This is a genomic window from Bacillus sp. cl95, from assembly GCF_900115925.1.
GTDB lineage: Bacteria > Bacillota > Bacilli > Bacillales > Cytobacillaceae > Neobacillus_A.
This window is the reverse complement of the sequence record NZ_FOYF01000001.1, coordinates 66,886-87,165: the sequence shown is the minus strand read 5'-3', so window position 1 is coordinate 87,165 and position 20,280 is coordinate 66,886. Positions and strand designations below refer to the sequence as shown.

Sequence of the window (20,280 nt, the reverse complement as noted above, 5' to 3'; positions counted from 1 at the left end):
TCACGCGCCTATATCTATAGGGGGGGACATGGGCGGGTGTAAAACACTTATTTTACGCGTGGAAAACCGTAACCTGAAGCATAGTCATCACCTGTAGTTGCTCCTATTCCACCTTTGATATCATATAGCTTGGCTCTTCTTTGTAACTCAGCACGAAGTTGTGTATGTGACCAAGATGGGTTCGCAGACCAAATTTTTGCAGCTAGGCCGGAAACGTGTGGTGTTGCCATTGAAGTTCCACTAATCGTATTGTAGTTTCCATCATACCAAGTAGATTCGATTGCAGAGCCAGGAGCGGAAACTTCGATGTCGCGCTCTTGAATGACATAGTCTGCATCTGTGGCTGAGTTGCCGCGAGAAGAGTAGTCAGCAACCCGGTAAGTACCATTCGATTGGACATTTTCCAATGCCGCTACGGCCACAGCGTTGACAAGCGCACCAGGATACCCGATTGTATTGTTACCTGAACCACTGTTACCAGCTGCGGCAACGACAAGCACACCTTTACCATATGCATAATCTACTGCACTAGCAATCAATGTATCTTTTGAACTTGAACCAAGAGACATGGAGATAATCGTTTTTGTTCCTGTTGAAACTGCCTGATCAGCAGCATGACGGATAGCAGCAGAAATGTCATCCGAATAGCCTGAACCGCTGTCTGTTAATACTTTATATGCCCAAAGATCTGCATCAGGAGCCACACCATAGACGCCAAGACCATCAGTTCCACCTTGAGCAAGTACAGTTCCGGCTACGTGCGTACCATGACCGTTACGGTCCGTACATGAGCCGTTTACCATTGAAGACGAAGTTTGTGTAAAGTCTTTACATTGTTCAGCTTGACCTTGAAGGTCGATATGATTTGTAAAAACACCTGTATCAAGTACAGCGACATTGATACCAGCACCACCGGAAGTGCTTGTAACAGTGCTGTCATTATAAATGGCTTGAATTCCCCATGGTGTGCGATCGCTTGGTAAAGATGTGATTGCTGTGGCTCCGATCTTTCCGTTTGTTCTTGTTTCCAATTGAACTTCCTGCACTTTTTCAACGGTTAAATTCTTATTTTTCAATAAAGAAGCGTATTGCTTTGCATTAACTTCAGTTGTGAATCCTTCACTGCCAAAATCCCAACGAGAGCCAAAGTTCTTCTTTGCGAGTGCCTTTTCTACTGCAGGTCCTTTGATTTGTACTCGATACATTTCATTTGAATCTGCCACCTGACCGAATGCACCTGTTGTAAACAATGAAATCCCCATTGCAAAAGATAAAATCCCTGTACCAATTACTTTTCTTTTCTTCATTGTCTAACTCCTCTCGAATCAAAATTGTACAGCGTATGTATGGCTGCAACTTGATTCTATTTGAAATATTCAGAAATAAGCAATCAGAATTACTCTGTTTTGAGTTGGGAAACTTTTTTTGAAAAGAGGGAGAAGACCGCGAGATATTAAGGTTTAACCGTGCTAAGTGGCCGGAAACTACTTAATCATCCTAAGAGCTTAAGACAAAAACTCTTCTACCCAAGGGGAGAAGAGTTCACTCAATTTGCTTTTACAATAAATCGTTCATTGTCTTCATCAATATACAAACAGAACTCATCTTGGGGAGTAAGGCCCATCAAATTCCGTAATTCCATCGGAAGAAGAACAGAACCTTCTTCATTTATTACTCTGGAATTATTCTTGGTCTCATGCATGTGCTTTTTGATAACGATTGCTGAATTATCGTATTCCAAATCGACGAGGTTCCCAGGTTTTAGGGCGAAACGATCACGCCATTTTTTAGGAAGGATTACGATGCCTGATTTATTAAGTTCCTTACATTTATATTGTTCCATTGAGATCACTCCAAGAATAAATTCTTTTCATTTATTTATCCGAATCCCTGAAAATGAAACACAATGGTCGTGACAAAATTTTCCTCGAGCTATTATAATACAATTATCTGACAAAAGGAGGACAATAACATGCAAATAGAGGTATCTGCTTTATAGTCTGAGACGGAGAGCTTAACTAAAAGTTTCCGTCTCAGACTCAGTAATCCTGAGAACAGAGTTATGATGAGACGGAGGAAAATTACTTGGATGCAAAAAAAGTTTATTTTAGATTAACCGGTACGAGAGCGTTTCTATTTCAAATCATTTTTACTGTACATGCGATTTATTTTATAACTGAAGCTGGTCTAAACCCACTACAACTCGTATTGTTAGGGACAGTCATGGAAGTTTCAGTGTTGATCTTCGAGGTTCCAACGGGAGTAATTGCGGATCACCTTAGTAGAAAATGGTCAGTCATTATCGGAACTGTGATTCTTGGTTGTGCGCATATCCTTGAAGGGTCAATCCCTGAATTTTACTCGATTGCTGTAGCATATGCCTTATGGGGTCTTGGGTACACATTCCTAAGTGGTGCCGAGGAAGCATGGATTGCGGATGAAGTACAAGGTAAAGAGTTGGATAAGTTGTTTTTCCGAAGTTCGCAAGTCGGTTCTTGGGGCAGATTTGCAGGCATTGTTGTGGGAGTGTGTGTATCTTACATGGAGTCGGTTCAGTTTGCCATTATCGCAGCAGGAGCTGCCTTTCTTGGGTTAGCTTTTTGGCTCATGTTCAGTATGCCTGAAAAACATTTTGTAAAAATGGAAAGAACAGAATCCTCACATTTTGGTCAATTGGCGGCTGTTTTGCAAAACGGCTTTAAGACCATTTGTGGAAACACTCTTTTAATGTGTATGGCGGGAATAACAACAATGTGGGGACTTGCCAGTGAAGGGTTTGATCGCTTATGGGAAATTCACTTCTTAAAGGATATACATGTTCCCGAAAATTCTGCTATTATTTGGTTTGGTGTCATTAATGCGATTGCATTATTATTAAATATCGGCTTGGTACAGTGGATAAAAGGAAAAATGGAAGCGACAGGTGAACAACGCTTTGTTTTGTTCCTATTCTTGATTAATGCGGGATTGTTTATTAGTACCTTGATTTTTGCGTTTAGCGGCGAACTTTGGCTTGCCTTAGCTTCTTATTGGGTAAGCTATACCTTCAGGGGATTGAATAGTCCACTATTTAGCATTTGGATCAATCAGAAATTGGAATCCAAGGGAAGGGCAACAATGCTTTCCTTGTTTGGCCAACTTGATGCTTTCGGTCAAATTGCCGGAGGGCCACTTGTAGGGTGGATTGCACTAAGTCTCTCCATTTCGGCAGGCCTTCTCACTACTGCATTATTCATGGTGCCCGTGCTTTTCTTTTTATGGATTTCAAAGAGGTATGCAAGTATGGGGAAAGTGCTTGATGTGACTTATCAAAAAAGCAGTAGCTAAAATGAGAGGGAAGAGTATTGTTAAAAAAGAAAAGAAAATCACAACCTAGTATCTTTCGTGATCTTTTGGATGAAATAGTCGGATCCATTTTGTTTGAAATTTTGTGGAGTATACTGTTGTTTATTCCTCGATTGATTATAAGGATCATAAAGAATATATTTTAGGAATAGTGAAAGGCTGCGCTTAAATGTTTTTCTGACATTAAGACAGCCTTTTTTTATAGTTCTATGTCAAAGTACATTGTTGCTTTTCTGCATTTTGTGGATTGAAGCGGAGAGCGCTTGACACCTCGGAAAGCAAGCGCTAAAGCGGAAATCACAGACAAGATTAACAGAGTCTATTTTTTAGGGAAATCAGCGGAGATTTCTCTGATTTCGGATTTTTAAAAAAGCCTTATATGAACTTAGCGAATCAATTTTTGATAACGTTTATTACGATAAAAAACAGGCCAAAACATTTTTGGAAATGGTGATAACGACCAAAAAACAGGAGTATAAAAAAGTTCGTAAACCCAATAAGGGTATTACGAAATACTCTTATATCCACTTTAAATGAGATAATTACGCAAAAATCTCCATATTTAAGCATACAAATTTTGAAGCTAATAGTATTTTCGTGCCTTCTGCCAGAATTCCTGAAAAATAAAGGTTAAATTAAAGTAAATGGTTGATTTACTGCACTTTGTGGATTGGATTGGAATGCGTTTGACTCCCTGAAAATCCTCCATTATGCTAGCGCATAATATCGTGTGATGTAAATTCAGGCAAGAATTCCTTGTGCTACCTCCTTTTCTTCGTGCGTGGATTCTTTCAAGGAAAAATCATCAATGTCCAGGAAAGCAAGCAACTGGAACGGAAACAAGATTAACAGAGCCTTTTTATAAAATATTTTAGAAAGTTATTGACTCTTTTTGGTATACATTATATAGTTACTTACATAAAGTAACTTAGAGGTGATTTTAACAAAAGGATTTGGCCGGCAAATTTTCTTTTGTTAAAAAAGCTTTAAAGGGTTCACTTATTGCTCCGATACGAGCATATATTTTTTTGTATAATATCTCGAATTCGAGATAAATTTATTTTATCATTTTAAGGAGGAAAAAAGTATGTTAAGTTTAGGACTATTAATTATTCGTTTAGTGATTGGATTATCATTTGCAGCACATGGGGTACAAAAGTTGTTCGGTTGGTTAGGCGGTTACGGTTTAAAAGGAACAGGCGGCTGGTTTGAATCAATCGGAATGAAGCCAGGAGTGACAATGGCTTTCTTAGCAGGTTTTGCGGAATTGGCAGGAGGATTATTGTTTGCAGCAGGATTGTTTACACCAATTGCAGGAGTAGTGTTAGCATTAACAATGCTGGTTGCAATTGTAAAAGTGCATGCAGCTAATGGTTACTGGTCAACGCAAAATGGTTACGAATATAATCTTGCATTAGTGGCAATTACAATAGGAGTCGCCTTAACAGGAGCAGGAAAATACGCATTAGATGCCATCTTATTCTAGATACCAGGAGGAAGACGTAGCATGAATTTTCATCAATTTCCCGCAACACATATTGGTCATGTACATTTACTTGTTTCTGATTTAGAAAAATCAAAAGCTTTTTATAAAGAAACTCTTGGCTTAAAGGTCCTTTCAGAAAATGCTGCTAGAGTTGAATTCACTGCAGATGAAGTGAAGCCATTACTTGTCATTGAAAGGGAAGAAGATTCTGTCCCACGTCTACCGAGAAGTACTGGACTATTTCATATGGCATTCCTGGTTCCAGAACGTAAGGATTTAGCGAAAGTATTACTTCATCTTTTGCAATTAAGATATCCATTGCAAGGGGCATCGGACCATCTATTTAGTGAAGCCATTTATTTAGCTGATCCCGATGGAAATGGCATTGAAATTTATCGAGACCGTGCCCCGGAAGAGTGGGTATGGGACGGGGATGAGCTTCCATTTGTCAGTGATCCGATTGATATCGAAGGTTTACTTTCCGATGCAAGAAATGAATCGTGGAACGAATTCCCTGCTGATACGGTTATGGGGCATGTTCATTTAAATGTAAATGATCTGCAAAAAGCTAAAGAATTTTATCATGATGCACTAGGATTTAATATCACAGTCCCTTTTAGACACCAGGCATTGTTTGTAGGTTCGAACGGCTATCATCACCATCTCGGCTTAAATACATGGAATGGAACCAATGCACCAATACCTTTGAAGAACAGTCTTGGGTTGAAATTATTTACAATTGTTGTTCCTAGCCAAGAGGAAATGGCCGTTATGGTTGAAAGACTTCAATCAATGGATTATGACGTGATGCTAGAAAACGGGAAAGCAATCGTGAAAGATTCTGCGGGTATTACAGTTCAATTAACATGCAACTAAGTTTAGAGAAAACCCTGGTCAATTTGATTAGGGTTTTTGTCGTTTAATGAAAGATGAAATTTTTACCAATTCCCTTAGGGATGCGAAACTGCACAAGTTGTAAAATCGTCTAATTGGTTGAATACGATTTTAACAACAAAGAAGGAATGCAGGATGGGGAAGTTACGTATTAAAGATTGGAAGAATCTTAAAAAGGTGTGCATGATTACTATACTGGTAATATTACCTTTCATGCTTTTGCTAAATAGTTTCCTTGCACAAGCAGAAACAAGACGCGGCATTGTAATTCAGAAACAGATAACACATATTGCTCAACACGAGGAGAGAATGACATTAGAACGGCAAAAACAAGCAGCGCAATGGGCTCATGATGAGGGTCATAAGACAATAGATACCCCACAAAATCCACCAGCAGAACAACCAGTTACAGAAGAGAAACCCACCATCCCAGCTAATCAAACACCTCCAAAAACTACTATTTACCTAACTTTTGACGATGGACCTTTCAGATTTAGCGGCGAACTTTTATCCCTTTTAGAAAAGTACGATGTAAAAGCAACGTTTTTTATGCTCGATGGTAATATGCTGAAATACCCCGATATTGTTAAAGAAATGGTCAATAAAGGCCATAGTGTCGGGATGCACGGAGTAACACACGACAAACATAAATTTTATGCGTCAACATCTTCTGTTATTGGTGAAATGAAAACGGCACAAAAAACCATAGAAGTTTTAACAGGAGTAGAATCGAATCTTATCCGCACCCCATATGGGAGTAAGCCGGGGATGACTATAGAATATCGTCAAGCAGTCATCAACGAAGGCTTTGAGATGTGGGACTGGAATATCGATAGTAGGGATTGGTACTTCAAAGATCAACGTTATGTGGCATCCGTTATTGCACAGCTAGAAAAACTCAAGGGATCAAAAGAATCAATTGTCATCTTGCTTCATGAAAGAAAAGAAACGTTAACATGGTTACCAATGCTCCTCGATTACTTGCTAAAGAATCAGTATGATTGTCAGCCAATATCGGAAACAATGGAGCCGGTTGCATTTAAGTGACTAAACGAAGTGGAGAGGATAAGAAGATAAGGAAAACGTGGTTTTCAAGAAATTCTAAAGGAAGAGAAATAGTAGTTTTATACTATAATCTTGTGCATTATTCCAAAGAGATTAATGCGCTTTTTTGTAAAAAAATACTAGGGTAAACTGTTAGACAGTTGAAAATAGAAAGGAATTTTGTATTGGCTTAAAATAGAGGAAAACTAGTAAAAGTAATTTATATAAAAATTGTAAAGGTTGTGAAATTAATTGTTTACTTGTGCGTGGTGTTTGAAAAAGATTAAAGAAGGAAAACCAGTATTTCCACTAATTGTTGAATTGATAGATGGTATTGATTTATCAGAAAGTAAAGGGAAGATAATCCAGGTGGATCTACTCACTCGTGATATGAGTGTTCCTCTGATTGTGCCTGGTAGTAATTCCATAGCAAAAAAACATGGAACAGATGGGATTTTTGCATTATGTAGTGAGGAATGTGCGGATCATTTGGAAGATACCATTTCCAGGGAAGTATCAATTTTTAAGGGGGTTAAAGACAATACCCTTCATTAAGAATAATAGAGTTAGTTTAGTTAGTGAAAGCCGGGGATGATTGAAGCTTAAAGAAAGGTAAGAAATGATAAAGAGCTTGCGGAATTGATTTGTGCCGCAAGCTCTTTGTCTGTTTTTCATTTAGATTTTTATTCGTTTTCAGTTATGTCGGATAAAACAAGTACATTTTCTTTATTAGGATAGTTTTTTTCGATATGCTGTTCACCCCATGCGCATAAAGAGTCCAATATCGTCTTTAAGGACCAACCATAATCGGTTAATGAATATTCGACTTTAGGAGGAACTTGATTATAGACCTCCCGAAGAATGACTTCATCTTCCTCAAGCTCACGCAACTGTTGTGTGAGCATTTTTTGCGTGATGCCTGGCATGAGTTTCTTTAACTCACTCGTTCGTTTCTTACCTTTTATTAAGTGACATAAGATGACGACCTTCCATTTTCCGCCGATCACTTCCAAGGCTGCTTCAACGGGTATGTTGTATTTCTTCATATATGATTAACTCCTTTTTAATTATTAAAGGAACTTAAAAGTGCCTATCGTACATAAAAGTGCGTACTTCTCATAAAAACTATTTGGTTCATACTAGCAAACGGGCAGCAGTAAATCAAACATGTGTTCATTATAACGCTGCTGTTAAAAGTGAGGTATAGGGTACTTTTAAGTGCCTACAGAACTTTAAAGTGCGTACTTTTTAAAAAAGCGTGTAGCCTTCATAATAATTTACATGACGAGCCAAGATGAAAGGCGCCTTCATCGACCGTCAGTTGACTATCACTTATTCGATCATATTTAAAAAGAGATACAATTGAGGAGGAATTTTCTTGAATTCACATATACAAGCAAAACAGAAAAAGGGAGGAACATTAGCCCTTTTAGCATTGGCCATTAGTGCATTTGGAATCGGAACGACCGAGTTTGTTCCAGTGGGATTACTGTCGACGATTGCGGATGACTTGAATATATCCATTACTTTAGCAGGATTGCTGATTTCCGGTTATGCCATGGGTGTCGCATTTGGAGCACCTATACTTACTGCTTTAACAAACAAAATGAGTCGTAAAACGCTTTTGATGGCCCTTATGGTTGTCTTTATCATCGGTAATTCAGTCGCAGCCATCTCAACAAGTTTTTCATTGTTATTAATTGCACGTTTTATTACGGCATTTTCACATGGTGTATTCTTCTCAATTGGTTCAACAATCGCTGCAGATCTCGTTCCTGAAGATAAGCGTGCAAGTGCAATTGCTTTTATGTTTACTGGATTGACTGTTGCAACTGTAACGGGAGTTCCACTAGGAACCTTTGTTGGCCAAATATTTGGTTGGAGAGCAACGTTTTGGGGAGTTGCATTTTTGGGTGTAATTGGGATTATCGCAAGTGCCATTTTAGTACCGAAGAATCTTAAGGAAGCACCGCCTTCCAAATTCAGTGACCAAATTAAAATTCTAAAAAACGGACCATTATTGTTGGCCTTTGCCATTACGGCTCTTGGTTACGGAGGGACATTTGTTGCTTTCACTTACTTAACTCCGATTCTGCAGGATATTACTGGTTTCACTCCGAAGGTCGTAAGTATCATATTGCTGGTATACGGAATTGCTGTTGCAATTGGGAACACAATAGGGGGGAAAGCTGCGAACAAAAATCCGCTTAAAGCATTAGCTTGGATGTTTATTGCGCAAGCGATCATCTTAGTTATTCTATCTTTTACCGCACCGTTTAAGATTGTCGGTGTCGTGACGATTTTCTTGTTAGGTTTATTTGCTTTCATGAACGTTCCGGGGTTGCAAGTGTTGGTAGTGAATTTGGCAGAAAAATATGTGCCTTCTGCTGTGGATGTTGCTTCAGCGTTAAATATTGCTGCTTTCAACTTAGGAATCGCGATTGGGGCTTTCGTGGGTGGACTAGTAGTCGACTCGATTGGTCTAATCCATACACCATGGATTGGTGGAATAATGGTATTTGGTGCTGTGCTTCTTACTAGTTGGAGTGCGGCTATTGATAAAAAGAACAAATAACAACTTAAAAACGCGATAGGTGTATGCCACCTATCGCGTTTTTTTAGGTATTCTTATTCAAGTTTTATTTCGCCATTTTCACGAGTTCACGAACCATGCTTCCACCTATTCGACCGCCTACTCTTCCAGCCTGTACGGATGTAAGTTGGCCATTATAGCCTTTTTTCAGAGGAACACCTGTTTCCTGTGCCGCTTCAAATTTTGCATCTTCAGGGGAGGAGGCACCTGTAATTTTTGCTTTCAGTTCATCTAGTCCTTTTCTGGCTTCCGGTACAAGAATCTTATTCTTTCTGGCCATTATGAATCACCTCTTTGGATTTACAGTGCCCAAACGATCACGAAATATACTTCAAAGCGAGATGAACAACAAATCACAGATGGCGTCGGGGATGAAAATTACTTCATAAGGCAGATGAATAACAAATCCCAGATGACGTTGGAGTTGATAAGTACTCCATTAGGCGGATGAATAACAAAACCCAGATGGCGTCATGGTTGAAGAGTACTTCATTAGCCCGAGAATATCAAATCTCTGATGGTAGAGGGGGTGAAAAGTACTTCATAAGCCCGATGAATTACAAATCCCAGATGGCGGCGAGGTAGGAAAGTACTTCATAAGCCCGATGAATTACAAATCCCAGATGGCGGCGAGGTAGGAAAGTGCTTCATAAGCCCGATGAATAACAAAAGCTATCCGCAGAATAAGTGAAAAGTCCTTCATCAGCATAATGAAGGACAAATTAGTCAAAGCGACAAGAGCAATAATCGCTGTCAGTATTATTGGGTTACAAGCGCCTTAAGAACAAATTCTTCAACGACCTTTGCAACGCCGTCGTTCATATTCGTATCTGTAACATAATCAGCTTTTGCTTTAATATCTTCGGGGGCGTTACCCATCGCGACACCAAGTCCAGCAAATTCAATCATAGCCAAGTCATTATAGCTATCACCCATTGCGATTACTTCTTCTCGCTTGATGCCCATGGTGTGAATCAAATGGTTCAAGCTAGTGCCCTTAGTTACCCCAGCTTCCGTAAATTCAAGAAAGAACGGTTTGGAGCGCATGACGCTTAATTTACCTGCTAATTCTGCCTGTAAAGTTTTTTCAACAATGGCAAGTTCTTCAGGCTCCGCAAGCATGAGCGCTTTGACAACTGGTTCTTGGACAGCGTCAACAAAGTTGTCTACGATGACAATTTCCATGCCAGTCAAATCGCCTTCAATGTCGGTAAACTTATTGTCAATATCAGTGAATATCTGATCTTCAATATAAGTATGAATCATAACACCTTCACGTTGACTAAGACGGTAAAGTGATTCCATCGTTTCCGGTGAGAGGGTGCTGCTGAACAATTCCTCTCCCGTTTGGCAGTTGATGATCTTAGCTCCGTTAAAAGAAAGAATGTAGCTTCCGAAATCCTGTAAGCGAAGCTCCTCAGCAATTTTTCTCATTCCAAAAGTTGGGCGGCCAGATGCGAGGACCACCTTGACCCCTGCTTCTTGTGCATCCATCAATGCTTGCTTTGTACGAGGAGAAATCGTTTGATCATTACGAAGAAGAGTATCATCTAAATCTAGAACAATCATTTTATATGTCATAAGGAAAATTCCTTTCTATTAAAATTCACCTTAATAATCCTACTATATTTAAAGTAAAAGACAAGTCTTTCTTATTGGAAGTGACTAATAATGGTCGTTGTTGATATTGACAGTTATATTTCCTAATTTTAAGCCTCGGTTATAATTGACGGGGTTTTTGTTTGTCCAGAAACGCAGTATAATAGTTGGTATATTAAGGGGGAAAAGTATGTTTTCATTTCGTACACTTGGTTTTACGACAGGATATTTCATGACAGGATTTTTATTCCATGGTCTAAAAGTATCCGCAATGGGAGTTCAGTTAGACTCTATGAGTGAAAGACTCGGGGCCATTGGATTCGGACTTATCATGCTTGCACTATTTATGATTCTTTTTAAGAAATTGTTTTCTGAGTCATTTTTTAATGGCTTTCTTGTTGCAACCGGATTGTTTCTTAGTTTTGATATAGTTGTCTTTCACTGGATTTTTGGTTTGCATCGAATTACTAGTGGCCCAGAAGCAAACTGGCTAGAGCCACTATTTGTAGTATCCGGTTCATTGGTAATTTTTTTAGGTGTGATAAAAGAAAGAAAAGCAACACTTCTTACCACAGGAGTCTAGTGAAAAGAGAAGATCATCATAGAAGAAATAGATAAAAATGATAAACTTAAATTCTTCTATATTTTACATAGGAAAGGGCGATGAACATGATTGATTTAAGAAGTGATACAGTCACAAAGCCAACGGAAGAAATGAGAAAAGCAGCCTATACCGCTGAAGTTGGGGATGATGTTTATGGAGAAGATCCATCGGTAAAAAGGCTGGAAGAAGCCGCTGCCGAAATCCTTGGTAAGGAAGATGCATTGTTTGTCACAAGCGGAACTCAGGGTAATCAACTTGCTATTTTGGTTCATTGCCGCCCTGGGAATGAAGTGTTGATGGAAGCAGAATCCCATATCTTTTATTATGAGTCAGGTGCTGCATCCGCGCTTGCAGGAGTGCAAACAAGAACCATTCCTGGTGTTCGTGGTGCAATGTCAGCGGAAGCTGTAGAAGCAGCAATCAGACCAGAAGACCAACACTTTCCTGAAACAGGTTTGATCTGTATAGAAAATACACATAACAGGGCAGGCGGTGCTGTTGTTCCTGTTTCAAATATGAGAGAGATTTACAATGTTGCAGGAAAATACGGTGTTCCTGTACATTTAGATGGAGCGCGTCTGTTTAACGCTTCAACGGCACAAGGTGTTCCCGTGACAGATTTGACGGCACATTGTGATACGGTTCAAATTTGTCTATCAAAGGGGTTGGGTGCTCCAGTTGGTTCATTGCTAGCAGGAAATAGAGATTTTATTCAAAAAGCAAGAAAATGGCGTAAACGATTGGGCGGTGGATTACGTCAAGCAGGTATCATTGCAGCTCCGGGATATATTGCATTAACCAAAATGTCTGAAAGGCTAGCGATTGATCATGAAAATGCACGTATTTTTGCAGAAGGCATCAATGAAATTGCATTGCTGAATGTTGCTAATCAGGTTGACACAAATATTGTGGTGGTTGATGTAAGTAAGACAGGACAAACACAAGAAGAATTTTGTCTTCGACTTAAAGAAATTGGTATACTAGCAGGAGGATTCGGAAGTGGACTTGTCCGTTTCGTCACTCACTTTGATGTAACGAAAGCGGATATTGATAAAGCTCTTAAGGGAATTTCTGATACCTTACGATAGTTAAAAAGCCTTCCCAGATAGGAAGGCTTTTAATTATTCATAATTATTAGGGTAATTTTGCAGAGGGTGAAGAGCTTTTGATGTATCAACATAAATAAATGCATCATACCGTGCTGAAAGGTTAGAAGGGACGTAATTGCCATAGTGCTCCATTTCAGGTTGATAAACGACTCCAATTGCTCTATGTCCAAGGATGTTGGAGAAGTAGGATCTGTTTTCATCAGTGAATAATAGCCACTTGTCAAAGGAACCAGCCTGAAATAAATAATCTTCCCAGCTAAAAGCCTTTGCAGGAGGAACATCCATAATCTTTTGTTCAGCACCCCATGCCTCGCTGGCAATCACCGTCCCTTTATGAGTACCGAATCCCGCTATAAACACATCCTCTTTTTTATGCTGTTCCCTGACAATCTGACCAACATTCAGCATACCTTCTCTTTGCATGTCTGTTGCCCGAGCATCGCCTACATGAGTGTTGTGCTCCCAAATAATGACCTTTGCATCTTCGCCATAATATTTTCGAATGGCATTGAGGGCTTCAACCATATGCTTGTCCCGTACATTCCAGGATCGCGAATCGCTTTGAACCATAGACCGATAGTATTCTTCGGCGTTAGCGGCAACTAGAGCATTTACTTCTAAGTTTAGTGCCTCCTCAGGATCGAGGTTGCTTGTCTTAGTATTACTTCTAATAGAGGTTAGCAAATCTACAACCTCATCTGTACAATCATCTGATAGATAACCTGCAGAAATCGCATATGTTTCATTATTCCTATTAAAAGGTTCAAAACAAGAAAATGCTTTCTTAGCTGTTTCAAGATCGGAAGAGTTGATTTTCTTTAGATAGTTTAGAATTTCATCCATAGATTCCCATAGGCTGTATACATCCAATCCGTAAAAACCAATTTTTTTATCACTTTTATTGTTGCGGTTAAAATCTTTAAGCCATTCCACTAAAGATGAGACCTCACGATTTGCCCACATCCACGACGGCCATCGGTGAAAAGCTGAAATGATGATTTCTTCTGTGTTCCTATAGGTTTTACTGAAACCTTTAATATAGCTGTTTACTTCCTGACAGGAGGGCCAATCACCTTCAACGGCAATAAAGGAAAAACCTTTTTCTTTAATCAATTTTTTTGTTATTTCGGTCCTAATCGTATAGAACTCAGACGTCCCATGCGAAGCTTCTCCTAGGAGTACGATCTTAGATTGGGCCATCCTATCAATTAAGGGATTTAGATCATCGGATGATTTTATTGGCACAGACCATTTTTGAATAGCGTTTTTTATATTTTTGTCCACGAGAGGAAGCCTCCTTGTGAAATTTTCATACGATTAATTTACCCAATCCTTCGAGGGGGGAATGCATCTTATTGATGCAGATAGATAAAGACAGTTTTCGGATTGATTGTTACTTTTACGAAAAATGGAACAACACGAATAGATTCTTATTTCTTGCTCTTTTCCTCAATAGAAAATTCTAAACTCTAAATTACTAATGATTTCAGGATAGAAAAAGCCCTAAAGCCGGCTTTTTCTTGTTACAATAACAACAAATTTTACGAAAAGAGCCTAAATAAAAAAAGCCAGAATTACCTGGCTTCATCGAAATTGAAATTGCTCATGGAGTCCATATGACTTGCGATTAACGCAATAATGGTAGAAGCTTCTTCTTTGCTAAAGATGAAATGACTTTCATCCTTTAGCAAGTCTTCTTCGGAAGTCCAAATTCGGTTGACTCTTTTAATCACACCATCACCAGTTTCTTTAATGATTCCAAACTGATAAGTGACTTCGACTTCATCTTCATGAATATATGCGGTAACCTCGGGAGTTTCCCACTCCACATCGATTTCTTCAAAAATGTCGTCCACCGCTTCTTCTTCATAGTAATCATCGTCATCAAACTCTTCGGAGTCGGCTTCCACTACAACTTCAAAGCCTTCATTCAAATATTCGTGAAGACTTTCGTGGACATAGTCGACGATGTCTTCTATATCCTCAAGGAGGGTGCGGCAAGTTTTTCCATATTCAGAATCAAATTGCTCAAAGAAAAATTCCTCATGGGCAGCATCGAAAGAGACGGTACAAAAATAATCTCTCTCTTCCTCTTCTATTTCTATAAAGAATTCAATCCGAGGATATTTAGCGCCACGCTCAACAGACATATGACCACTCTGATCATACTCGCCACATATGGATTCTAAATGATCCTGAAGTTCCCCGCTTACACGATCAAACCATTCTAACGACATTCACAACCCATCCCTTCACTGTCATTTAATGTATCACTTTCAAGGATGCCCTTCATTTTCTAAAATAAACGAAATGTCGGTTATTAAATCAGTTTTTTCCGAAAATACAAAAGGCTCGAAGTGCTGTCCTTAATGGGCAGCTATTTTTTTTGATGAAACAAGTGAATGAGACAAACTGCATTATTTAAAAAGGATAACAGGAATTTAATGAAGAGTAATTTGGGAACCGAATCATACATGGCACTAATCTGACTTTATTAAATTGGGACGGAAATGAATAACATAAGGAAACGCCACATCTGATTATGAACTAATAGAGTGATAGATAAGGGCTATAATAAAAGAATGAACCATATACTTAATTTGAATATTATTTTCTTTGGAGGGAGTCCAAGGTCATGCAGCGGATGAGATTTATGATCAAACAATTCCAACGTGAGCCACTTTGGTTTAAGATACTGATTGTGATGACATTGCTAACTTCAATTATATTGAGCAGTTCATTTTTCTCGGGGAATATTTATAATCAAAGTATTTCCAAATTAGCTGCGGCCATCTTCTTTATTGCTTATGGGATCAAAATGAGGAAAAACCTTAAAACGGCTGTCTTATTTTTCATCTTAGCGGCTATCTCTTTGTATTTGTCCGCGTTGCCGGTATTTCTTACTTAGGCTCTTTTCGTAAACTTTGTTGTTTTCACAAGCAAAAGTAAAAAATCGGCGTCGAGATTTTTAAGATTTTTTATGAATTCTTGGTTCAGTAACTTCTCGAAAAGAGCCCCGAAGCCATAAAGAATGCGGGTGAAAGTAGCATCCGAGAAGAAACAATCAGTGCGAAAACAGCCTTTACTTAAAATTTATTCATAAAGTAAAAGATGCATATCAATGAAATGCATCTTTTTTTAACGTGCTCCAATTCCTCCACAATGGTGTTTTGACGGGGTTTTGAAGACATATGAAGCTTATTTAGAATATTTGAGGAAGATTTTCAATATATGACGGGATTTTTCCGATAGATGCTTAAGGCTGAATTTTCAGAAAAACACTATGGTAAAAAAACAGATTTGCAATCTACACATCCGTTACTCTCATATTTGGAAATTTTTAAAAAAAAACGATTGTAGAATTGCCATGAATTAACTTATACTATTAGTGTAATATTACACTTTCGGGAGCGTGGTTTTTTGAATTTATCACGTGTAAGTAACAATATGCGAGTGTTACATAAAAAACCTTGGTTTCTTGGGATATTCCTATTTGTTTTTGTTTTATGGATATTTTGGAATATTCCGATTGAGAAAAGAAAATACGGCCTCTCACAGAGCAATATGACCACAGATTATACTGGCTTACTGCCGGAAAGGATTAAAGGAATTGTTAAGGCAGGGAATCGTACGGAATTACAAAAAATTGTAAAGGAAGCAAATCAGAAAGGTTTTCATATTTCTATAGCTGGACAACAGCATTCTCAAGGAGGACATACGTATTACAAAGATGCAGTGGTTTTAGATATGAAGGCGTACAACAAGGTCCTTGCGATAGATGAACAGAATAAAACCATAAAAGTAGAAGCAGGAGCAACGTGGGAAGATGTTCAGGAAGCCATTACACCTTATGGGCTCGCATTAAAGGTGACACAGTCACAGTCGATTTTTACCATAGGAGGTTCACTTTCAGTAAATGCCCATGGGCGGGATATCCGATTTGGTCCAATGGCTGGGACTGTTAAGGAAATGACGATCCTAACCCCGACAGGAGAATTGAAGAAGGTAACACATAATGATTCCGAGGATTGGATGAAGTACGTTTTGGGTGGGTATGGCTTATTCGGTGTCATTTTAGATGTAACGTTAGAGTTAACCGAAAATGACATTTACCTGCTCCATACAGAAGAAATCCAAACGAAAGACTATGAAAGCTATTTTGCAAATCTGATAAGTAAAGATAATGTAGCTATGCATTATGCAAGAGTAAGTGTTGCGCCAAGTTCTTTTTTAAAAGAAATGTATGTAATTGATTATAAATATACAGGACAACAGGATTTTGAAACATCGCTCAAAGAAGAGCATGGTGCCCGACTTGGTAAACTTGCACTCGATCTTGGACGACAAGGCGGCAGATGGGAGGATCTTTTCTGGGAGAATCAGAAGAGGCTTATCCACTCAATAGACGGTGACAAGACTACCAGGAATAATGCTATGCGCGGGAATTCTGCGTTTATGGAATATACAAAACCAGGTCGGGTGGAAGTATTACAGGAGTTTTTCATTCCGGTTAATCAGTATGAAGAATATATGAACGATTTAAAAAAATGGCTGCCAGCTAATGACCAAAATGATGATTTTAAGATTCATAACATTACTGTTCGATATGTATCAAAAGAAAACAACACAACTTTAAACTATGCCAAAGAAGATATGTTTGGACTCGTCATTTTGATTCAGCATGGACTAAAAGAAGAAGAGATAGATCATGCTGAAGCCATTATACAAGAATGGACTAATCTCACACTAGAATACGGAGGCACGTATTATCTCCCGTACTATCATTATCAAACAAAGGAACAATTTCGACAGTCCTATCCAGAATGGGAAAAGTTCAATAAAGAGAAATTAAAAAGAGATCCAAATGGTGTGTTTCAAAATATCTTTTATGACTATTATTTTTAGAGAAGGAGGATCGTATGAAGAATAGGAGTGAACGATATATTCCTCTCATTGTATCCGTTGGGCAGGTTGCGATCTTTCCATATTACATCCTCTGGTTAAAACAAGCGTCACTCACGTTTACCTTATTTACATGGTTTTTTGCAGCATTTTCTTTTACTGCGGCGTTGGGTTACAAAGTCTTTCAATCTAGAAAAAACAGGATTAATTCGGTTATTCCATTTATATATATGGGGATGGGTTCAGTGTATATACTTGCAGGCACTATAAAGTATTCATTTGAATACATCCCCTATATGGCTTTATTCCTACAGATCATTTTAGGATTTTTACAAGGTTACTATCATGCTTGGCATATCGAGCAGAAAGCCTATCGTGCTCATGCGGTAAATCACTATCTAATGGTTGGCGTTATTATGTTCGGACTTTCTTTTGTAAAAATAATATCCCCCGTAACCTTTATTACTGCTTTTGGGAGTGTTGTAGTCATTTGCGGAGTTTGGTTAATTCTACTGACTATAAGGCGGCATTGAACCATGACGGATACATGCCACCTTATATTTGAAATGTTTTAAGGTGCTAAAAGATCAGGGTTGCCAAATAAGAGACAAGATGAATATCACTGATTAGCGAGTTCTTCCTGTGAAATGTGTAGGATATGATAAATGACTCCACTCATTTCGCCCAAGACGCTTAGGTCACTTAAAAAGTAAAACACATCGTATTTCCATTTATCGGGATTATAAATAACTATATATTCTGTATGATCAATCTCTGGCATATCTTCAACTAATTTATCTTTTAAGTTATTGAGACTTTCTTGTGGTTGTATTTCTCTTGTGATTTGAAATAGATATTTTTTCTCTTTGATTTTAGGTGTAGTTGTATCAATGAGGGGAATTCCTACATTTACGCGTTGCCATCCAAAAGAGTTTAATATATTGTCATAAAATCCATTAAATAAAAACTTGTTTAGCCCGTTTGTATCTTTCCATAGATATAATGGGCAATAACTATTTTGTAAATTATTATTCATTCCTTTTTCGGTTACCAAATATAGTTTAAATTTTAAATCCTCAAAACCGTCTGTTTTATAACCATTATTCCTTACTCTCTCTTTGATAATATTCATATCATAATCACTTGGTAATGTGATCTTGTATTGAGTCGCTATCATTTAATCATTTCCTCCTTATTTCAAATATAGAAAAAATAACAGTATCAACTTGATTAAAACATAAATTGGTATGTGCTGGAAGTATTTAAGAAGATTGACTGGAATAGGACTTGAACTATACTTATTCAACAAAAACCCTACCATTTTTTAGGGTATATGTTAAAGTTTATTCAAGGACGATTAAATGGAGGTGTCTTGTGAGGTTCTTATTAGAATTAATAAGAATTATCGTTATATTTGTTATTTTTGGTGGTCTTTTTGGCTCCTTACTTGAAAATGTATATTTAGTGGTTGGGACCGATACTAATAATTATGGTTGGATAGGTTCAATTGCGATTCTTATTCTGTTTTTTGTCGTATATAGAAATAAATTGCAGTTTAGTGGATGGTACAAAGGAAAAGGAAGAGAAAGACTTCCGATAAAAGTATCAAAAACACTTATCTTAAGCGCAATTACACTACTATTAATACCTCCATTTTTCAGTTTGCTAATGAACTAACAGAGGCTTGGGTTTAAACAAAAATGGGGAAAGTCCTGATAAATGGGGTTTCCCTTATTTATTATGCAAAAACAACATTAAGGTTTAACAGAGCCTATTTTTTTAATAGCAACAAAGTTTTCGAAAACAGTCTAGCAATACAACTAATATTGAAGAATATTCTTACGGCGAGTTATTTTTAATACTGATTTACAAAAAAGAAGCAGATGCGCCACTCACGCATCTGCTTCTTTTATAATTCTACCTCGACTTCAACGCCATAATGGTCAGAGATGACAGGTTTATTTTTACCATTAAAAATAACAGTGGATGATGCCACCCGAAGAGGGGAGTTTGTTAGAATCAAATCGAGTCGCAATTCTTCAATATTATCATCCCACCCAGCTATCTTTCCGAGAACAGTTACACCGTTGTCCTTTTCTTCTGCAAGGTTGTAAGTATCAACCAAGCCTTTCTCGATTAAGTAGTCATAACCTTCATTACGTTTAAATCCACTGTTATTGAAATCACCCATCAAGAAAAAACGTTGCGAGTGATCTATTTTGTTTAACAAGGCAGTAACTTGATCCTGAAATGCTTCCTCTTCATCATTCCACCAACCAAGATGGCAGGAGTAGAACCACATTTCTTGATCAGCATTTCGAATTTTTGCACCAACCACTTTACGAGATTTCCAGAATGAGGTGTCATTACTCTTAGAAATGAAGAAAGACGTTTCCTCAACAATAGAATGCTTCGTTAAAATCGCTACGCCTTCTTCGTAGATGTCGAAACCGATATGAACAAAATCCCATAGGTAGTGATAATGGGAAACACCGATTTCTTCAAGAAATTTTAAAAGGACTATAAGGTAGTTGTCTTCTTTCAGTGAGCCCTCCACCGCAGGAGCTGCGATGGACTGGCTCACCTCTTGGAGGGCAATGACGTCGTAATCATTTTCTTTAATGGTTTCTGCCAGAATCCGAATTTTCTCAAGCTGATTTTCCTCAATCCAAGCGTGACAATTAACCGTTAATAATTTCATAGA

21 protein-coding genes are annotated in these 20,280 nt (G+C 38.1%); 12 read left to right on the top strand and 9 right to left on the bottom strand.

Annotated features, from left to right (window positions below; translation table 11 throughout):
- Positions 1-47: 47 nt before the first annotated feature.
- Positions 48-1,307: a S8 family serine peptidase gene (locus BMZ31_RS00430; protein WP_090829755.1), complete on the bottom strand. Its 1,260-nt coding sequence runs from the start codon at positions 1,305-1,307 to the stop codon at positions 48-50.
- Positions 1,308-1,546: 239 nt separating this feature from the next.
- Positions 1,547-1,843, bottom strand: coding sequence for an AbrB/MazE/SpoVT family DNA-binding domain-containing protein (locus BMZ31_RS00425; protein WP_090829754.1), 297 nt, complete (start codon positions 1,841-1,843; stop codon positions 1,547-1,549).
- A 242-nt stretch (positions 1,844-2,085) separates the two neighbouring features.
- On the opposite strand from BMZ31_RS00425, the gene BMZ31_RS00420 reads away from it, so the two are divergent.
- The 5 genes from BMZ31_RS00420 to BMZ31_RS00400 all read left to right on the top strand — a co-directional run bounded on the left by BMZ31_RS00420 (position 2,086) and on the right by BMZ31_RS00400 (position 7,324).
- Complete coding sequence (locus BMZ31_RS00420; protein ID WP_090829753.1) at positions 2,086-3,327, top strand: MFS transporter; 1,242 nt, start codon at positions 2,086-2,088, stop codon at positions 3,325-3,327.
- Positions 3,328-4,432: 1,105 nt separating this feature from the next.
- The gene (locus BMZ31_RS00415) at positions 4,433-4,831 is read left to right on the top strand and encodes a DoxX family protein (protein WP_090829752.1); all 399 of its coding nucleotides are present in this window, start codon (positions 4,433-4,435) and stop codon (positions 4,829-4,831) included.
- Positions 4,832-4,852: 21 nt separating this feature from the next.
- Positions 4,853-5,707 carry a VOC family protein gene (locus BMZ31_RS00410; protein ID WP_090829751.1) on the top strand — a complete coding sequence of 285 codons (855 nt, stop codon included), beginning with the start codon at positions 4,853-4,855 and terminating at the stop codon, positions 5,705-5,707.
- A gap of 153 nt (positions 5,708-5,860) precedes the next feature.
- Complete coding sequence (locus tag BMZ31_RS00405) at positions 5,861-6,772, top strand: polysaccharide deacetylase family protein (protein WP_090829750.1); 912 nt, start codon at positions 5,861-5,863, stop codon at positions 6,770-6,772.
- 270 nt (positions 6,773-7,042) lie between these two features.
- Positions 7,043-7,324, top strand: coding sequence for a hypothetical protein (locus BMZ31_RS00400; RefSeq protein WP_139205902.1), 282 nt, complete (start codon positions 7,043-7,045; stop codon positions 7,322-7,324).
- A 128-nt stretch (positions 7,325-7,452) separates the two neighbouring features.
- On the opposite strand, the gene BMZ31_RS00395 is transcribed toward BMZ31_RS00400, so the two are convergent.
- Positions 7,453-7,815, bottom strand: a complete 363-nt coding sequence (locus BMZ31_RS00395) for a winged helix-turn-helix transcriptional regulator (RefSeq protein ID WP_090829748.1) — start codon at positions 7,813-7,815, stop codon at positions 7,453-7,455.
- Between the two features lie 332 nt (positions 7,816-8,147).
- Here BMZ31_RS00395 and BMZ31_RS00390 point away from each other — a divergent pair, with 332 nt between their 5' ends.
- Complete coding sequence (locus BMZ31_RS00390; protein ID WP_090829747.1) at positions 8,148-9,344, top strand: MFS transporter; 1,197 nt, start codon at positions 8,148-8,150, stop codon at positions 9,342-9,344.
- A 64-nt stretch (positions 9,345-9,408) separates the two neighbouring features.
- On the opposite strand, the gene BMZ31_RS00385 is transcribed toward BMZ31_RS00390, so the two are convergent.
- Both BMZ31_RS00385 and BMZ31_RS00380 read right to left on the bottom strand, forming a co-directional pair.
- Positions 9,409-9,642: an alpha/beta-type small acid-soluble spore protein gene (locus BMZ31_RS00385; RefSeq protein WP_090829746.1), complete on the bottom strand. Its 234-nt coding sequence runs from the start codon at positions 9,640-9,642 to the stop codon at positions 9,409-9,411.
- Positions 9,643-10,121: 479 nt separating this feature from the next.
- A complete protein-coding gene (locus BMZ31_RS00380) occupies positions 10,122-10,943 on the bottom strand; it encodes a Cof-type HAD-IIB family hydrolase (RefSeq protein WP_090829745.1) in 822 nt (273 codons plus the stop codon).
- A 208-nt stretch (positions 10,944-11,151) separates the two neighbouring features.
- Here BMZ31_RS00380 and BMZ31_RS00375 point away from each other — a divergent pair, with 208 nt between their 5' ends.
- Together BMZ31_RS00375 and ltaE are read left to right on the top strand one after the other, a co-directional pair.
- The gene (locus tag BMZ31_RS00375) at positions 11,152-11,544 is read left to right on the top strand and encodes a DUF2243 domain-containing protein (protein ID WP_090829744.1); all 393 of its coding nucleotides are present in this window, start codon (positions 11,152-11,154) and stop codon (positions 11,542-11,544) included.
- 86 nt (positions 11,545-11,630) lie between these two features.
- On the top strand, positions 11,631-12,653 hold the full coding sequence (gene ltaE / locus BMZ31_RS00370) for a low-specificity L-threonine aldolase (protein ID WP_090830647.1): 1,023 nt from the start codon (positions 11,631-11,633) through the stop codon (positions 12,651-12,653).
- 33 nt (positions 12,654-12,686) lie between these two features.
- Here the strand turns inward: ltaE and BMZ31_RS00365 are convergent, their stop codons facing one another.
- Positions 12,687-13,958 carry an erythromycin esterase family protein gene (locus tag BMZ31_RS00365; protein ID WP_254778532.1) on the bottom strand — a complete coding sequence of 424 codons (1,272 nt, stop codon included), beginning with the start codon at positions 13,956-13,958 and terminating at the stop codon, positions 12,687-12,689.
- Positions 13,959-14,248: 290 nt separating this feature from the next.
- Positions 14,249-14,911, bottom strand: coding sequence for a hypothetical protein (locus BMZ31_RS00360; protein WP_090829743.1), 663 nt, complete (start codon positions 14,909-14,911; stop codon positions 14,249-14,251).
- 398 nt (positions 14,912-15,309) lie between these two features.
- Between BMZ31_RS00360 and BMZ31_RS00355 the strand changes: the two genes are divergently transcribed.
- The 3 genes from BMZ31_RS00355 to BMZ31_RS00345 all read left to right on the top strand — a co-directional run bounded on the left by BMZ31_RS00355 (position 15,310) and on the right by BMZ31_RS00345 (position 18,109).
- Entirely contained in the window at positions 15,310-15,582 is a 273-nt protein-coding gene (locus BMZ31_RS00355) for a hypothetical protein (RefSeq protein WP_090829742.1), read from the top strand.
- 512 nt (positions 15,583-16,094) lie between these two features.
- The gene (locus BMZ31_RS00350) at positions 16,095-17,579 is read left to right on the top strand and encodes an FAD-binding oxidoreductase (RefSeq protein ID WP_254778531.1); all 1,485 of its coding nucleotides are present in this window, start codon (positions 16,095-16,097) and stop codon (positions 17,577-17,579) included.
- A gap of 14 nt (positions 17,580-17,593) precedes the next feature.
- On the top strand, positions 17,594-18,109 hold the full coding sequence (locus tag BMZ31_RS00345; protein WP_090829741.1) for a hypothetical protein: 516 nt from the start codon (positions 17,594-17,596) through the stop codon (positions 18,107-18,109).
- An 86-nt stretch (positions 18,110-18,195) separates the two neighbouring features.
- Here BMZ31_RS00345 and BMZ31_RS00340 read toward each other — a convergent pair whose 3' ends face one another.
- Entirely contained in the window at positions 18,196-18,753 is a 558-nt protein-coding gene (locus tag BMZ31_RS00340; protein ID WP_090829740.1) for a DUF4865 family protein, read from the bottom strand.
- Between the two features lie 197 nt (positions 18,754-18,950).
- Between BMZ31_RS00340 and BMZ31_RS00335 the strand changes: the two genes are divergently transcribed.
- Positions 18,951-19,253 carry a hypothetical protein gene (locus BMZ31_RS00335; RefSeq protein ID WP_090829739.1) on the top strand — a complete coding sequence of 101 codons (303 nt, stop codon included), beginning with the start codon at positions 18,951-18,953 and terminating at the stop codon, positions 19,251-19,253.
- 232 nt (positions 19,254-19,485) lie between these two features.
- On the opposite strand, the gene BMZ31_RS00330 is transcribed toward BMZ31_RS00335, so the two are convergent.
- Complete coding sequence (locus tag BMZ31_RS00330; RefSeq protein WP_090829738.1) at positions 19,486-20,277, bottom strand: endonuclease/exonuclease/phosphatase family protein; 792 nt, start codon at positions 20,275-20,277, stop codon at positions 19,486-19,488.
- Positions 20,278-20,280: the final 3 nt, after the last annotated feature.

Coding starts and splice junctions, on each gene's coding strand:
- BMZ31_RS00430 (WP_090829755.1), bottom strand. CDS start 1,307: ATGAAGAAAAGAAAAGTAATTGGTACAGGGATTTTATCTTTTGCAATG.
- BMZ31_RS00425 (WP_090829754.1), bottom strand. CDS start 1,843: ATGGAACAATATAAATGTAAGGAACTTAATAAATCAGGCATCGTAATC.
- BMZ31_RS00415 (WP_090829752.1), top strand. CDS start 4,433: ATGTTAAGTTTAGGACTATTAATTATTCGTTTAGTGATTGGATTATCA.
- BMZ31_RS00410 (WP_090829751.1), top strand. CDS start 4,853: ATGAATTTTCATCAATTTCCCGCAACACATATTGGTCATGTACATTTA.
- BMZ31_RS00405 (WP_090829750.1), top strand. CDS start 5,861: ATGGGGAAGTTACGTATTAAAGATTGGAAGAATCTTAAAAAGGTGTGC.
- BMZ31_RS00395 (WP_090829748.1), bottom strand. CDS start 7,815: ATGAAGAAATACAACATACCCGTTGAAGCAGCCTTGGAAGTGATCGGC.
- BMZ31_RS00385 (WP_090829746.1), bottom strand. CDS start 9,642: ATGGCCAGAAAGAATAAGATTCTTGTACCGGAAGCCAGAAAAGGACTA.
- BMZ31_RS00380 (WP_090829745.1), bottom strand. CDS start 10,943: ATGACATATAAAATGATTGTTCTAGATTTAGATGATACTCTTCTTCGT.
- BMZ31_RS00375 (WP_090829744.1), top strand. CDS start 11,152: ATGTTTTCATTTCGTACACTTGGTTTTACGACAGGATATTTCATGACA.
- ltaE (WP_090830647.1), top strand. CDS start 11,631: ATGATTGATTTAAGAAGTGATACAGTCACAAAGCCAACGGAAGAAATG.
- BMZ31_RS00360 (WP_090829743.1), bottom strand. CDS start 14,911: ATGTCGTTAGAATGGTTTGATCGTGTAAGCGGGGAACTTCAGGATCAT.
- BMZ31_RS00355 (WP_090829742.1), top strand. CDS start 15,310: ATGCAGCGGATGAGATTTATGATCAAACAATTCCAACGTGAGCCACTT.
- BMZ31_RS00345 (WP_090829741.1), top strand. CDS start 17,594: ATGAAGAATAGGAGTGAACGATATATTCCTCTCATTGTATCCGTTGGG.
- BMZ31_RS00340 (WP_090829740.1), bottom strand. CDS start 18,753: ATGATAGCGACTCAATACAAGATCACATTACCAAGTGATTATGATATG.
- BMZ31_RS00330 (WP_090829738.1), bottom strand. CDS start 20,277: ATGAAATTATTAACGGTTAATTGTCACGCTTGGATTGAGGAAAATCAG.